Annotated in this window: 14 protein-coding genes; 13 read left to right on the top strand and 1 reads right to left on the bottom strand. The window is 61.1% G+C overall.

Annotated elements, in window-relative coordinates:
- Positions 1 to 142 precede the first annotated feature (142 nt).
- The 3 genes from B5477_RS11120 to B5477_RS11110 all read left to right on the top strand — a co-directional run bounded on the left by B5477_RS11120 (position 143) and on the right by B5477_RS11110 (position 3692).
- Entirely contained in the window at positions 143 to 1030 is an 888-nt protein-coding gene (locus tag B5477_RS11120) for a polysaccharide deacetylase family protein (RefSeq protein WP_079699760.1), read from the top strand.
- Positions 1031 to 1119: 89 nt separating this feature from the next.
- Positions 1120 to 2271, top strand: a complete 1152-nt coding sequence (locus tag B5477_RS11115) for a THUMP domain-containing class I SAM-dependent RNA methyltransferase (RefSeq protein WP_079699759.1) — start codon at positions 1120 to 1122, stop codon at positions 2269 to 2271.
- Between the two features lie 245 nt (positions 2272 to 2516).
- Entirely contained in the window at positions 2517 to 3692 is a 1176-nt protein-coding gene (locus B5477_RS11110; RefSeq protein WP_079699758.1) for a carboxypeptidase-like regulatory domain-containing protein, read from the top strand.
- Between the two features lie 70 nt (positions 3693 to 3762).
- Here B5477_RS11110 and B5477_RS11105 read toward each other — a convergent pair whose 3' ends face one another.
- Positions 3763 to 4482, bottom strand: coding sequence for a bactofilin family protein (locus B5477_RS11105; RefSeq protein ID WP_079699757.1), 720 nt, complete (start codon positions 4480 to 4482; stop codon positions 3763 to 3765).
- A gap of 406 nt (positions 4483 to 4888) precedes the next feature.
- Here B5477_RS11105 and B5477_RS11100 point away from each other — a divergent pair, with 406 nt between their 5' ends.
- From B5477_RS11100 to B5477_RS11055, 10 genes are read left to right on the top strand one after another with little or no spacing between them, the layout of a single operon-like run.
- The gene (locus B5477_RS11100) at positions 4889 to 5230 is read left to right on the top strand and encodes a hypothetical protein (RefSeq protein WP_079699756.1); all 342 of its coding nucleotides are present in this window, start codon (positions 4889 to 4891) and stop codon (positions 5228 to 5230) included.
- Between the two features lie 45 nt (positions 5231 to 5275).
- Positions 5276 to 6322 carry a V0D/AC39 family V-type ATPase subunit gene (locus tag B5477_RS11095; protein WP_079699755.1) on the top strand — a complete coding sequence of 349 codons (1047 nt, stop codon included), beginning with the start codon at positions 5276 to 5278 and terminating at the stop codon, positions 6320 to 6322.
- A gap of 3 nt (positions 6323 to 6325) precedes the next feature.
- Complete coding sequence (locus tag B5477_RS11090; protein ID WP_079699754.1) at positions 6326 to 7273, top strand: V-type ATP synthase subunit I domain-containing protein; 948 nt, start codon at positions 6326 to 6328, stop codon at positions 7271 to 7273.
- 42 nt (positions 7274 to 7315) lie between these two features.
- Positions 7316 to 9256: a V-type ATP synthase subunit I gene (locus B5477_RS11085; RefSeq protein ID WP_079699753.1), complete on the top strand. Its 1941-nt coding sequence runs from the start codon at positions 7316 to 7318 to the stop codon at positions 9254 to 9256.
- Positions 9257 to 9295: 39 nt separating this feature from the next.
- Positions 9296 to 9718, top strand: a complete 423-nt coding sequence (locus B5477_RS11080) for an ATP synthase subunit C (RefSeq protein WP_079699752.1) — start codon at positions 9296 to 9298, stop codon at positions 9716 to 9718.
- Between the two features lie 21 nt (positions 9719 to 9739).
- On the top strand, positions 9740 to 10048 hold the full coding sequence (locus B5477_RS11075; protein WP_079699751.1) for a V-type ATP synthase subunit F: 309 nt from the start codon (positions 9740 to 9742) through the stop codon (positions 10046 to 10048).
- 33 nt (positions 10049 to 10081) lie between these two features.
- The gene (locus tag B5477_RS11070) at positions 10082 to 10681 is read left to right on the top strand and encodes a V-type ATP synthase subunit E (RefSeq protein ID WP_079699750.1); all 600 of its coding nucleotides are present in this window, start codon (positions 10082 to 10084) and stop codon (positions 10679 to 10681) included.
- 19 nt (positions 10682 to 10700) lie between these two features.
- On the top strand, positions 10701 to 12455 hold the full coding sequence (locus B5477_RS11065; protein WP_079699749.1) for a V-type ATP synthase subunit A: 1755 nt from the start codon (positions 10701 to 10703) through the stop codon (positions 12453 to 12455).
- A gap of 3 nt (positions 12456 to 12458) precedes the next feature.
- Positions 12459 to 13880: a V-type ATP synthase subunit B gene (locus B5477_RS11060; protein ID WP_079699748.1), complete on the top strand. Its 1422-nt coding sequence runs from the start codon at positions 12459 to 12461 to the stop codon at positions 13878 to 13880.
- 30 nt (positions 13881 to 13910) lie between these two features.
- The gene (locus B5477_RS11055; protein WP_079699747.1) at positions 13911 to 14531 is read left to right on the top strand and encodes a V-type ATP synthase subunit D; all 621 of its coding nucleotides are present in this window, start codon (positions 13911 to 13913) and stop codon (positions 14529 to 14531) included.
- The last annotated feature ends 64 nt before the right edge of the window (positions 14532 to 14595 follow it).

Raw genomic sequence — 14595 nt, 5'->3', positions numbered from 1 at the left:
CACAAAATGGGATCGAATCATGCTGTTTATTTTACTCCCCGCCCCCTCTTCTGTCAAACGCCGGGCCCGCCCTGCCGGGAAGCATGTTTGCGGGAAAATGGGCATAAACTGTAGCAATGGTTATTGAAAGCGGGGGGATTCCATGTTACGCATACCAAAATGGCTGCTGATTGGCGGCTGCTCGCTGCTCGCCGCGCTCATACTCTTCCTGGCGGTGCCGGGCGGGATTAAGATGGTGGCCGCAAAGCCCGAAAGTGTGCGGCTGCCCGCGGTGATGTACCACCATGTGTTAAACCAATCCGATATGCTGGGGGACTATGTCATCTCGCCCAAGCAGCTCGACGAGGATTTGCGCTACATCCAGGAGCGCGGCTATACGCCCGTCTCGGCGGCCGAGCTGCAAGCCTATGTCGCCGGAGAGGGCGAGCTGCCCGAGCGTCCGATCTTAATCACCTTCGACGACGGGTATAAGAGCAGCTTCGTCTACGCCTACCCGGCGCTCAAGAAGTACGGGATGAAGGGGATCCTCGCGGTGATCGGGATCCACAGCGAATACTATTCCGAGATCGACGACGACAACGTGAACTACGCCCACGCCACCTGGGATGAGCTGCGCCAGATGTCCGAGAGCGGGGTGTTCGAGATCGCCAACCACACCTACGACATGCACGAGGAATCCAGCCCCCGCGCGGGCGTGCGCCGTAAGGCGGGGGAGAGCAAGGCGGACTATCAGAAGGCGCTGCGGGAGGATATCGGGACCAACCAGCAGCTGCTCGAGATGGCCACCGGCAAGACGCCCACCGTCTTTGCCTATCCCTTCGGCTTCCTGGATGAGGACGCCAGGGCGGTGCTCGACGAGCTGGGCTTCACGATGACCATGGGGGTGGCCGAGCGGGTCAACACCGTCACCCGCGGCGAGCCCGAGAGCCTGCGCGAGCTCGGGCGCTATAACCGCCCGTACGGGGTCACCACCCAGAGCTTTTTCGATCCCATTTTCGCCGAGGCCGAGCGTGAGGCGGCCGCGAAATAGCGGTATTTGTGCTTTTCCCGAAAATGTGTTATAATATTAACCGGAACTATTTTGCCGGCAACGGATGTGTGTGAAGAACAGGGGAAAAGATGAAGTACAAAATTGTGTGTCCATGCCTATTCGGGCTGGAAAGCGTGCTCAAGCAGGAGGTCGTGCGCCTGGGCGGCGAGGAGATCACGGTGAGCGACGGGCGGGTGTCCTTCGCGGGCGACGTGCAGCTGGTTGCGCGCGCCAACATCAACCTGCGCACCGCCGAGCGGGTGCTGATCTGCATGGGGGAGTTTCGCGCCCAGTCCTTTACCGAGCTGTTCGATTTCACCTATGCGCTGCCGTTTGAGCAGTTTATCGGCCCGAAGGATTGCTTCCCCGTCAAGGGGCACAGCCTGCAAAGCAAGCTGCACAGCGTGCCGGACTGCCAGTCGATCATCAAGAAGGCGATCGTCAAGCGCCTGGGCGCAAAGTACGGCATCAACTGGTTCGAGGAGAGCGGCGCGCTCTACCAGATCCGCTTTTCGATCCGCAAGGACAGCGTGGCCATCATGCTGGACACCTCGGGCGAGTCGCTGCATAAGCGCGGCTACCGCCAGAACGCGAACGTCGCCCCCATCCGCGAAACCCTCGCGGCGGGGATCATCGACATCGCCAAGGTCTACGACGACAGCTTTCTGTGCGACCCGTTCTGCGGGTCGGGCACCTTTTTGATCGAGGGGGCCATGCACGCGCTGCGTATCGCCCCCGGATTGCGCCGGCGGTTTTCCTGCGAGAGCTGGAACGCCATCGACCGCAAGATCTTCAACGACGAGCGCCAGCGCGCCTTCGATATGATCCGGCGGGACGCGCCCTTCGAGGCGCAGGGCTACGACATCGACCCCACGGCAATCGAGCTGACGCTCTCGAACGCCAGGAAGGCGGGGGTGGAGAGCCGGGTCAAGGCCGCCTGCCAGCCGATCGAACAGCTCCACTTCGAGCGGGAGCGCGCGCTGATCATCTGCAACCCTCCATACGGCGAGCGGCTGCTCGACCGCAAGCAGGCGCACGAGCTCTACCGCCAGATGGGCAAGGTGTTCGGCCGCCTGGACACCCGTAAATACGTCATCTCGCCCAGCGAGGAGTTCGAGCAGCTCTACGGCAAGCCGGCCGACCGGCGGCGCAAGCTCTACAACGGGATGATCCGCTGCCAGCTCTTCTGCTACAACGGCAAGAAGCACCCGGACGCGCCGCGGGAGGATGAAAAGAAATAAGCGAAAAGGTTTTGGGCCGCCGGCCCAAAACCTTTTTTTCGCGGCTGGCTTGTCCGCAGCAGGGGCATTTGCTATAATATACCTAAACGAACGGGACGGACGCGCGGATACCGCGCGCAAAAGTTTGGGGAAAGGGACGAAAAAAAGTGCGAAGCGCCCCTTGCTTTTGTGCAAAAGGCGCTTCCAATACCCACGACAGGCGCGTTGCTTTTTGTATGCTTTGCGCGCAGAAAGAGAGGGATGGGATGAAGAAGCTGTTTATGTTGGCCTGCGGGATCTGCCTGACGCTGGCGCTGGGCCTTTCGGCGGCGGCGTTCGAGGTGGTCGCCTACCAGCCGGACGGGGAGACCCCCTGGGCGGGGCTGAGCTTTAAGGTCAGCTATGAGTCCGCAGGTAGGCAGACCTATACGACGGACGCCGCCGGGACCTGCACCGTGCCGGACGAAAGAGAGGGACAACAGGCGCGCGGTATACAATATCGGGATGGCGTCGGTAATATGGGTTTAAGTCTCCCCTCCCCGCTCCCGGCGACGGTCGCGCTGCGCGACGTATACGGATACGGGAGCGGGGATAACGAATACCATTTTATGGCCCGGGGGACGGTGCTGCTGCCGGACGGGTCCCCGGCGGCCGGGGCCGAGGTCGGGTCGCCCAGCAGCTCGGTGACCTTCCCAGAGGGGAACCTCACTGACCGAAACGGGAAGTTCCGGTTCCGGGGGGCTACAGGCTGCACGCTCACGGCGCACCTGGACGGGTACGCCGACGTCTCGGTCGAGTGGCAGACCCATGAGCCCAACCCGGTGCTGTGGCTGGAGGGAACCGAGCGCTCCCTGCGCGGGAGCGTCAAGGACGCAAAGGGGAGCCCCCTGTCCGGCGCGCAGGTCAGCGCCCCGGGGGGCGCGGCCCGCTCGGGAGCGGACGGGAGCTACACGCTGGACACCTGGGAGCAACTGTCGGGCAGGGTGACGGTCGGCCTGTCGGGCTACACCTTCGCGCCCGCTTATTACGAGCTGGCGGCTTGGAGCGGGGACCGGACCTTCGACTTCGTGGGGACCAAGGATCCCGACCAACCCGGCCCGCCCGATCCGCCCGGCCCGCCGACGGTGGGGGAGAGCGCCCGCCGCTCGCGCTCGTCGCGGGACGAGCCCTACGAGGACCCGAACGGCTTTTCGGACGAGGAGTGGGACTTCTGGCTGAAGGTGGCCGGGGAGATCGAAGCCGCCGGGGAGGGCGGCAGGGTGACGGCCTCGGCGGAGCGCTATGAGCGCCTGCCCTTCCCGGTCCTGCACGCGCTGCACGCGCGGCGGGACGTGACGCTGCGCCTGGAGCGGCAAGGGGAGAGCGTGCTGCTGGATTATACCCTTCCGGCGGGACGGGTGTTCTATCCCCTGGAGGAGCTCATGGAGCACGGGGGAGCATGATCCCGCCCGTTGGAGAATAAGAAAAAGAGCCCTCCGCCGGTTGGCGGAGGGCTCTGCCTGTATGTACGGATCAGTTGTTTTCGATCCCGGCGCCGGCGGGAGCGGGAGCGGCCGGGGCGGCGGGTGGTGCGGCGGGATAGGAGGGCGTGGTGCTTTCCATGTAGATCGAGCCCTTGATGAACGCGCCCTTCTTGATCTCGATCGAGCCGGTGGCGATGTCGCCGGTGACCACGGCGGTCGGGCCGATCACGACCTCGTCCTGCACGGTGATGTTGCCGCTGACGCTGCCGTGGATGTTGGCGCTCATGGCGGTGACGTTGCCCACGATCTCGGTGCCCTCGCCCACGAAGAAGTCGTTGTTACAGGAGACGTCCCCCTCGATGGTCGCCTTGTTGATGACGATCTTGTCGCCCTTGGTGTTCCCCTTGATCTTGCCGGAGACGGAAAGGTAGTTGTCGCACTGCACCATCCCCTCCACCTCGCCGTAGACGGTGAGCGGGTCGGAGGTGGTGATGTCGCCCTTGATCACGGTGTTGGCCGAAACGACGGTCGGCTCGGCGTTGTACTGGGAGGAATCGGTGTTCATGAAATCCATGCCCGCGTCGGGGGCCAGGGGAGTGGGATTGCTGTTCATATGATAATCACCCGTATCCGTTTGATTTGTAGGAATTTTCACCTCATAGTCGGGATAGCTGACCGGCTGCGCCGGCGCCGGCCGCTGCGTCTCCTCCTGCGGTGTGCCGGCCGAAAGGTCGCGGAACGCCCGGGTCAGATCGTTTTTGAAGCCCATGCTGATTGTTCATTCCTTTCTCGGGAATTGTTTCGGTATCGGTCCGCGAAGCCATGCGGGACCTTTATAGCATCTATGATAGCACATTTTCTGTAAAATTCAATTTGTTTTTACAAATAGTTTCCTGTTTTTTTCTTGACAGGCGAAGCAAGGCAAGAAAAATGGCCATGGCCATGGGCCGGCCATCAGAATCTAAAAATAGCCCGAAGAGCTATTTTTGGAATTACAGGCATATGATGGCAGGTGGAGCGCCTGCGGGGGATGGGAAATATTAAAATGTCAAAAAATCAAAAGCGAACATATTGAACTTATAATTAAATAGGTATAGAATAAATGAAGTTACGATTTTTTGACGGGAGGCCTGCCGGAAGGCGGGCCGATCTGTGCAAAGGAGGCAGATGCGCCGATGGAACGGGACATGATGGAACATGCCCAGGAGATGGAACAGACGATCAACGCCTTGCTCGCGATGGACGTTGCCGCCCAGGAGAAGCTGCATGAAAACCAGCAGCGCCGCCAGAAGATGGCCGACGAGGTGGCCGTTTTGCGGGAGGACATCCAGAAGCGGTACGCCGACGAGGCGAACGCCAGGATCGAAAAAATCCGGCAGGATTATCAATCGGAGTACGATGCGCAGATGGAAAAGCTGCGCGCTTCCTACGAGGCCGCTCTCGGCTCGCTCTCGCAAAGCTATGAGAAAAGCCGCGGGGAATGGGTGGACACCATCGTGCAGCGCTGCCTTCGATAGCGCCCCTTTGGTAAGCGAAATCCAAACGAAAAGGGGGTCCCAAACATGCTGGATTCCATGTCCTCAAAGGCGATTTTCACCAAGATCAAGGCGATGTACGGGCACCGGCTGAGGGAAGAGGACTTTGAGCAGCTCATGCACAAGAGCAGCGTGCCGGCCTGTGCCGCCTATCTCAAGAGCCAGACCTGGTACGGCGAGGTGCTGCGCGACGTGCAGGAGACGCAGATCCACCGCGGCGCGCTCGAGGAGCTGCTCGGGCGCGCGGTCTTCGAGCAGTATTCCCGGCTGGTGCACTACGCGGGGAAGGGCAACCGGTTTTACCGCTATTACCTGATCAAGCAGGAGATCGGGATGATCATCAACGCCGTGCGCCTGATCGGCAACGACGACCCGAACGAGTTCGTCTCGGCCGTGCCGGGGTACCTGTTGGGGAGTGTGAGCTTCGACGTGCTCTCGCTCGCCGCCTGCAAGAGCTTTGCCGAGGTGCTCGAGGTGCTGCGGCGCACGCCCTATTACAAGGTGCTTTCTGAGCTGCAAAGCGGCGACGGCGGGCCGGCCTCTCTGCCGCTGGTGGAGCACGCGCTCTACGACCACTACTACAAGACGGTGCTCGCCATGATCGATCAGCAGTTTCGCGGCAAGACGGCCGAGGAGCTGCGCGAGATGTTCTGCACCAAGGCGGAGCTGATCTCGGTGACCTCGCTCTTTCGCCTCAAGCGTTCCTTCGCCGATTCCCCGCTGCAGCTGCATGAGATGGTGCTGCGCTATAAGGGCCGGCTGCCCGGGCGGCTGATGGAGCAGATCGTAATGGCGCAGGACGCCGCCGAGGTGCTCGACATCCTCGCGCATTCGGCCTACAGCCGGTATTTTGACAAGGACAATTTCGTCTATATCGAGTACAGCGCGGGGAGCATACGCTACAACCTCGCCAAAAAGTACCTCACCTTCTCCCAGAACACCACCACCGCCTTCGTGGCGTTCATGGTGCTGCAGGAGATCGAGATCGAAAATCTGATCAATATCATCGAAGGCGTGCGCTACAAGCAGGATATTTCGCAGATGCGCGCGCTGCTGATCCGGGGAGGTGTCTGATGATTGGGAAGCGATAAAATGATCCTGGTCAACCTGGAGGGCCCGGCCGAGGCGCTCGACGAGTTCACCCTCCAATGCTCCGAATACCTCCACTCCCCCGGGGAGCGCGAGGGGAAGAAGCAGGACGAAAAAAATCCCTACTCCGGGCTGCTGGCAAAGATCGAAAAGGTGGCCGCCAACTCCGGGATCGCGCTCGAGCGGCAGAACGTGCGCGCGCTGACCGCGAGCGAGGAGGAAATCAGGCGTTTTACCGACGAGTTTTACGACGGGTTCTGCGATATGCAGTCCAGGCTGCAAGCCCTGGAGGAGAGCGTCGCCCGGTGCCGGGACGTGGTGACCCAGCTGCGGCATTTGCAGGGGATGGGGCTGCGCTTTGAAAATATCTTTTCCACCCGCTTCCTCAAGGTGCGCTTCGGCAAGCTGCCCGTCGACAGCGAGGAGAAGCTCTGCTATTACCAGGACCACGTCTTTCTGTTCTTCCCCTTTCTGCGTGGAGAGAGCTACATCTGGGGGGCCTACTTCACAACCGAGGAGTATGAGAGCGAAACCGACAACATCTTCGCCGCCCTCTTCTTCGAGCGGGTCTGGGTCCCGCAGGACATCCGCGGCACGCCCAGGGAGGAGCTCGAGGGCGCCAAGGCGCGGCTGCAGCATGAGAGCGGGGAGTACGACAAGCTCAGCGAGAGCTTCCGCCGGCTGGTGGAGGAGAACCGCGCCAAGCTCATAAGGCTCTACAGCGAGACGAAATTCCTCGCCCGCTCGTACGACATGCGGGGAATGCTCGCCGTCTATTCCGGGCGCTTTTATGTGACCGGCTTCGTGCAAAAGGACGAGATTAAAAAAATGGAGAAGGCGGCCGGCCTTATTGAGGATGTGAAGCTCCAGATGGGGAAGCCCACAGGGAGCGTGAAGCCCGCCGGGCATTGGCCGTGGCGGCGCGAGGTTTCCTAGCGGCAATCCCCATTTTTGTTATGGAGGTGTCAAAGAAAAATCATGGCGATTGAAAAGATGGATCTGGTCAACATCAAGGGACCTTTAAATAAACTTGACGACACGATCCTCAAATGCTCCGACCTCGGGTGTTTTCATCCAAAGAACATCACCCCGGCGTCCCTTGCAGGCAGCAAGTTCGAGGAGCTGGAGTATAAAAACCCGTATCAGAAGCTGCTCTCGCGCATGGTGACCCTGGCGGGGGACGCCGGGATCGAGCTCAAATACGGGGATATTGAAAACCTGGTGGTGGACCGGCAGGAGGTCAAGGCCTTCGTCAGCGAGTTCTCCGAGCGCTTTCTCACCCTGCAGGCCCAGCGCGGCGAGCTGCAAAAGAACATCGAGCAGCACCGCAACGCGCTGATCCACCTGCGCCACCTGGAGGGGATGGAGGTCAGCTTCGACAAGATCTTCTCCAACCAGTATATCAAGGTGCGCTTCGGGCGGCTGCCGCTGGACAGCAACCGCAAGCTCTCCTATTACAACCACAAGATGTTTTTCTTCTTCCCCTTCGACAAGGACGAGAGCTATCTGTGGGGGGTGTACTTCACCACCAACGAATACGCCCAGGAGGTGGACGACATCTTCTCCGCCCTGTTCTTCGAGCGGGTGCGCATCCCTGACTATGTCCACGGCACTCCGCAGCTCGCCATCGACCTGCTGGAGACCCAGTATAAGGACGAGACGCAGAAGTTTGACACGGTGCAAAAGCAGATCGAGACGCTGGTCTCGGAGAACAAGGCGCGGTTTCTGGACTACTACCGCCAGGTGCGCTTTTTGTGCAGCACCTTCGACCTGCGCAAGTACGTGGGCGTGGCCAACGGGATGTTCTACATGGTCGGCTTCATCCCGAAGGGCAACGAGAAGCGCTTTTCCGAGACGCTGCGCGCCATCGACGGGCTGACGGTCGACCTCATGCCCGAGGACAACGACAAACGCTTCCAGGCGCCGACCAAGCTGAAAAACAACTGGTTCGTGCGCCCGTTCGAGATGTTCGTCAAGATGTACGGCATCCCCTCTCACAAGGACATCGACCCCACCCCCTATGTGGCGATCGTTTACACCCTGCTCTTCGGCGTGATGTTCGGCGACCTCGGGCAGGGGCTGCTGCTCTCGCTGGCGGGTGCGCTGATGTGGCGGTTTAAAAAGATGGAGCTCGGGCCGATCGTCACAAGGATCGGGTTCTCCTCCGCCTTCTTCGGGCTGCTCTACGGCTCGGTGTTCGGCTTCGAGCATGCGCTCGACCCGCTCTACCACGCCCTGGGCTTTAGCGGGAAGCCGATCGAGGTGATGGACGCCGGGACGATCAACATGCTCCTGATCGGCGCGGTCGGGATCGGCGCGCTGATCATCATGGTGTCGATTCTGATCAACATCGTTTTGGGCTTCAAGCAGCACGACATGGACCGGGCCATTTTTTCGCAGAACGGTTTGGCGGGCCTGGTGTTCTACGGCACGGTGCTTTGTGGGGTGCTGGGCATGCTCACCGGTACGAGCGTTTTAAACCCGGTGGTGATCGCTTTGGGGATCGTGCTGCCCATCCTGCTCATCTTCTTTAAGGAGCCGCTCGGCAAGCTCGCGCGCGGCGAGCGCAAAATCAGCTTCGAGAGCGGGGTCGGCTCCTTCATCGCCGAGAGCTTTTTCGAGCTGTTCGAGGTGGTGCTCTCCTTCGTGGCCAACACCATGTCCTTTTTGCGTGTGGGCGGGTTCATCCTCAGCCACGCCGGCATGATGGCGGTGGTCTTCACCATCTCCTCGATGGTCTCGGCGGGCGCGAGCCCGGTGGTGATCGTAATCGGCAACCTGTTCGTCATGTGCCTGGAGGGCCTGATCGTGGGGATCCAGGTGCTCAGGCTCCAGTTCTATGAGATGTTCTCCCGCTTCTTCTCGGGGGAGGGCGAGCCGTTCGAGCCGATCTCGGTGGACATGGCCGCCGTGCAGTAAACCAAATGAAAAAATTTATCTGAGAAAGGATTTTTCATCATGTTGACTTTTATTCTTCCGGCCGTACTGGTCGCCGCCCTGGTGCTCCCCCTGTTTGCGATCTATAAGAAGGGCAACCTCACCCGCCGTACCGTCAAGCGCAGGATGATCCTCAACCTTTGCTCCTTCGCGGTGGTCTGCGCCGCGGTGCTGCTGGTGCCGATGGCGGCGGCCGCCGCCCCGGCCGAAACGGCCGCGGCCGCCGGCAACGCGCAGGGCATGGGCTTTTTGGCAGCCGCCTTGGCCACCGGGCTCTCGGCGCTTGGCGCCGGTATCGCCGTCGCCGCCGCCGCCCCCGCCGCCATCGGCGCCTTCTCCGAGGACCCGAAGGCGTTCGGTAAGTCCCTGATCTTCGTGGCGCTGGGCGAAGGCGTCGCCATCTACGGCCTGCTGATCTCCATCCTGATCCTCAACAAAATCTAACCTTGAAATGGGGCCGCGGATATGAAATTCTTTCTGATCAGCGACAACATCGATACCCAGATGGGCATGCGCCTGGCGGGGATCCGCGGGGTGGTCGTCCATGAGCCGCAGGAGGTGCGGCAGGCGCTGGACTCGGCGATGGAGGACCGTGAGGTCGGGGTTGTGCTGATGACCCAAAAGACCCTGTCCCTCTGCCGGGAGCAGGTGTACCAGTATAAGCTGGAACGCAAATCCCCCCTGATCGTGGAGATCCCCGACCGGCATGGCTCGGGCAACATCGGGGAGAGTATCGGCGAATACGTCAAGCAGGCAATCGGCATCACAATCTAGGGGGCGCTCTCGCCCGAAAAGGAGGCATTTGGTTTGCTTTCCAACCAAGAAAAGCTACTCGAATTTCAAAAGTCGATCGACCGCCAGCTCAAGGGGCAGATCGAAAAGATCGACAGCGAGGTTACACAGTATAAAGAGGCCCAGAAGCAGAAGCTGCAGGAGGAGGCGAGCGCCGACTGCGAGCGCCTGGTCCAGAAGCAGGCCGCCAAGATCCGGCTGGACTACACCACCAAGCATTCCCGCCGCTACAGCGAGCTGAAAAAGCAGATGCTGCTGCGCCGGGATGAATACGTCACCAAGGTCTTCGGCGAGGTGCGCGAGCGGCTGCTGAGCTTCACCGCCTCGGCGGACTACCCGCAGTGGCTCCAGCGGAAGCTCGGCAGCGCCACCGAGGGGTACCGCTTCTCCCATCCGCGGGTCTATCTGCGCGAGCAGGACCTGGGGCAGAAGGAAAAGATCGAAAAGCTGCTGCCCGGGTGCAGCGTGCTCCCCAGTGGGGAGATCACCATCGGCGGCTTTATCATCGAGGACGAGGGAAAATCCTTCATCATCAACGAGAGCCTGGACAACACTTTACAGGAACAGAAGGAGTGGTTCTACTCCAATTCCGGGCTGCGCCTGACCCAACTTTAAGACTGGAAAGGAAAGAGACATGAGCGAAAATGTAATTTATTCGATCAATGGTCCGGTCGTGATGGTCAGGGGCACCAAGGATTTCTCGATGCAGGAGATGGTCTATGTCGGGGAGGACCGCCTGATCGGCGAGGTCATCTCGATGAACGAGGAGAAGACCACCATCCAGGTGTACGAGAACACCACCGGGCTCTCCCCGCGCGAGCCGGTCTACACCACCGGCGCGCCGATCTGCGCCACCCTGGGCCCCGGGATGCTCGCCGGGATTTTCGACGGGATCGAGCGTCCGCTGAAAGCCATCGAGGAACAGAGCGGCGCTTTCATCGCCGCCGGGGCCGACGTGCCCTCGCTCGACCCCGCGCATAAATGGGAGGTCACCCTGCAGGTGAAGCCCGGCGACACACTCGAGGGCGGCATGGTCTTCGCCACCTGTCCCGAGACCGAGCTGATCCTGCATAAATCCATGGTGCCGCCCGGCGAGGGCGGGACGGTGCTCTCCGTCGTGCCAAACGGCAGCTACACCGTCGAGGACGTGCTCGTCACCTATGAGGACCGCAGGGGTGAAAAAAAGGAGCTGAAGCTCGCCCAGCGCTGGCCGATCCGCACCGCCCGCCCGGTGCTCGAGCGCCTGGCCTCCAGCGTGCCGCTGATCACCGGCCAGCGGATCGTGGACACCATGTTCCCGATCGCCAAGGGCGGCACCGCCGCCATTCCCGGGGGCTTCGGCACCGGCAAGACCATGACCCAGCACCAGCTGGCCAAGTGGTGCGATGCGGACATCATCGTTTACATCGGCTGCGGCGAGCGCGGCAACGAGATGACCCAGGTGCTCGAGGAGTTCGGGGAGCTCATCGACCCCAAGAGCGGCCAGCCGCTGACCGCGCGCACAGTGCTGATCGCCAATACCTCGAACATGCCGGTCGCGGCGCGCGAGGCGTCGATCTATACCGGGGTCACCATTGCGGAATACTACCGCGACATGGGCTACCATGTGGCGATCATGGCCGACTCCACCTCCCGGTGGGCCGAGGCGCTGCGCGAAATCTCCGGGCGGCTCGAGGAGATGCCCGCCGAGGAGGGCTTCCCGGCCTATCTGCCCAGCCGGATTTCCCAGTTCTACGAGCGGGCCGGCTATATGCAAAACCAGAACGGCACCTACGGCTCGGTGTCGATCATCGGGGCGGTCTCCCCCCAGGGGGCCGATTTCTCCGAGCCGGTCACCCAGAATACCAAGCGCTTCGTGCGCTGCTTCTGGGCGCTGGATAAGACCCTGGCCTACTCCCGGCATTATCCCTCCATCAACTGGAACACCAGCTACAGCGAGTATGTGGAGGACCTGGAGAAGTGGTATAAGGACAACGTCGGGCCGAAATTCTTAAAGTACCGGCAGGAGATCACCAACATCCTGACCGAGGAAAACCATTTGATGGAGATCGTCAAACTCATCGGCGAGGATGTGCTGCCGGACGACCAGCGCCTGACCTTGGAGCTCGCGCGGGTGGTGCGGGTCGGATTTTTGCAGCAGAACGCCTTCCACGCGGACGACACCTATGTGCCGCTCAAAAAGCAGATGCTGATGATGCGCTGTATCCTGCACCTCTACCACAAGGCGGGTGCCCTGGTGCAGATGAACGTGCCGCTCTCCTCGATTTTGGAGAGTGGGCTGTGCGACAAGCTGATCAAGATGAAATACGACATCCCGAATGATCGCTATGACCTGTTCGATCAGTATTATAAGGAAATCGACGACGCGCTGGCGCGGATTGGAGGGTAAGCAGTGGGACTGGAATTCGTAGGGCTCAGCAGCATCAACGGCCCGCTGGTGGTGCTCGACCATGTGCCGGCGGTATCGAACGAGGAGATGGTCTCCCTCACCCTGGAGGACGGCACCTCCCGCCTCGGGCGGGTGGTGCAGATCGACGGGGAGCGGGTGGTCATCCAGGTCTTCGAGGGCACGAGCGGGCTGTCGATGACCAACACCAAGACCAAGCTCACCGGGCACCCCATGCAGATCCCGCTTTCGATCGAGGTGCTGGGGCGCATCTTCAACGGCTCGGGCATGCCGGTCGACGGACTCGGCGAGGTCTATGCCGAGCGGTACGCCGACGTCAACGGCGCGCCGATCAACCCGGTTTCGCGCGTCTATCCGCGAAACTATATCTCGACGGGTATTTCCTCCATCGACTGCCTGATGACCCTGATCCGGGGGCAGAAGCTTCCCATCTTCTCCGGCTCCGGCATGCAGCACAACAAGCTCGCCGTGCAGATCGTCAAGCAGGCGGGCATCGCCAGCGCCGACGGGGGGGAATCAAACTTCGGGATCGTCTTCGCGGCCATGGGCGTCAAGAACGACGTGGCCGACTACTTCCGCCGTTCCTTCGAGCAGGCGGGGGTCATGGACCGGGTGGTCATGTTTTTAAACCTTTCCAACGACCCGATCATCGAGCGCATCCTCACCCCGAAGTGCGCGCTCACCACGGCCGAGTATCTCGCCTTTGAGCACAACATGCACATCCTGGTGGTGATGACCGACATGACCGCCTACTGCGAGGCGCTGCGCGAGTTCTCCTCCTCCAAGGGGGAGATCCCGGGGCGCAAAGGATACCCCGGGTACCTCTACTCCGATCTGGCCTCGCTCTATGAGCGCGCCGGGATCATCGAGGGGCACGACGGCTCGGTCACCCAGATCCCGATTCTGACCATGCCCAACGACGACATCACCCATCCGGTGCCCGACCTGACCGGCTACATCACCGAGGGGCAGATCGTGCTCGACCGGAACCTCGACCAGACGGGGATCTACCCGCCGGTGGCGGTGCTGCCGAGCTTAAGCCGTCTGATGAAGGACGGGATCGGCGAGGGGTACACCAGGGCCGACCATTCGGACGTGGCCAACCAGCTCTTCGCCTCCTACGCGAACGTGCAGGACGCCCGCTCGCTCGCGTCGGTCATCGGCGAGGATGAGCTTTCCGAGATGGACCGCAGGTACCTGGCGTACGGCAAGCTGTTCGAGAAATATTTCATCAACCAGGGGTTCGACGAGAACCGCCCGATCGAGGAGACCCTCTCTCTCGGCTGGAAGCTCCTGTCCATGCTGCCAAAAGGTGCCCTGGACCGGATCGACAACAAGTTTATCGAGCAGTACTACGACGAAGAGGGCGCGAAAGAACTGCAAGCGCGGGAAGAGGAGCATGTTTAATGCCCGCCGATTACGAATGGAGGTGAGGGGATGGAGCAGCCAATTTTTCCGACCAAGGGCAACCTGATCGCGACCAAGAAATCGCTCCAGCTCTCCAGCCTGGGGTTCGAGCTGCTGGACCGCAAGCGCAACATCCTCGTGCGGGAGCTGATGCTCAAGATCGACGACGCCAAGCGGATGAAAGCCGAAATCGCCGAAACCTTCGAGCGCGCGTATAAGGCGCTGGAGGAGGCGAACATCACCCTGGGGCTGGTCGAGGACGTGGCCAAGGGCGTGCCGGTGGACGACGGGCTGTCGATCGGCTACAAGAGCGTGATGGGGGTGGAGATCCCCACCGTGCAGCTCGAGGAGCGCCCGCCGGTGCTCTGCTACGGGCTGACCCAGACCAACTCCAAGCTGGACGCGGCTTATATGTGCTTCCACGAGGCCAAGCGCATGAGCGCCAAGCTCGCCGAGGTGGAGAACAGCGTCTACCGCCTGGCTTCGGCGATCTCCAAGACGCAAAAGCGGGCCAACGCCTTGCAGAACATCGTCATCCCGCGCTTTAGCCGCACCCTGAAATTTATTTCGGATGCCCTGGAGGAGAAGGAGCGCGAGGAGTTCTCCCGCATGAAGGTCATCAAGAAGCAAAAGGAAGCTCATAGCGAATAGCCCTGAATTTTAAAAAGACCGCAAGCAACGTCTGCTTGCGGTCTTGTTTTTACCTGTCTTCGCG

It is taken from the genome of Provencibacterium massiliense, from assembly GCF_900169495.1.
Taxonomy (GTDB): Bacteria; Bacillota; Clostridia; order Oscillospirales; family Ruminococcaceae; genus Harryflintia; species Harryflintia acetispora.
This window is presented reverse-complemented; position numbering and strand designations above follow the sequence as displayed.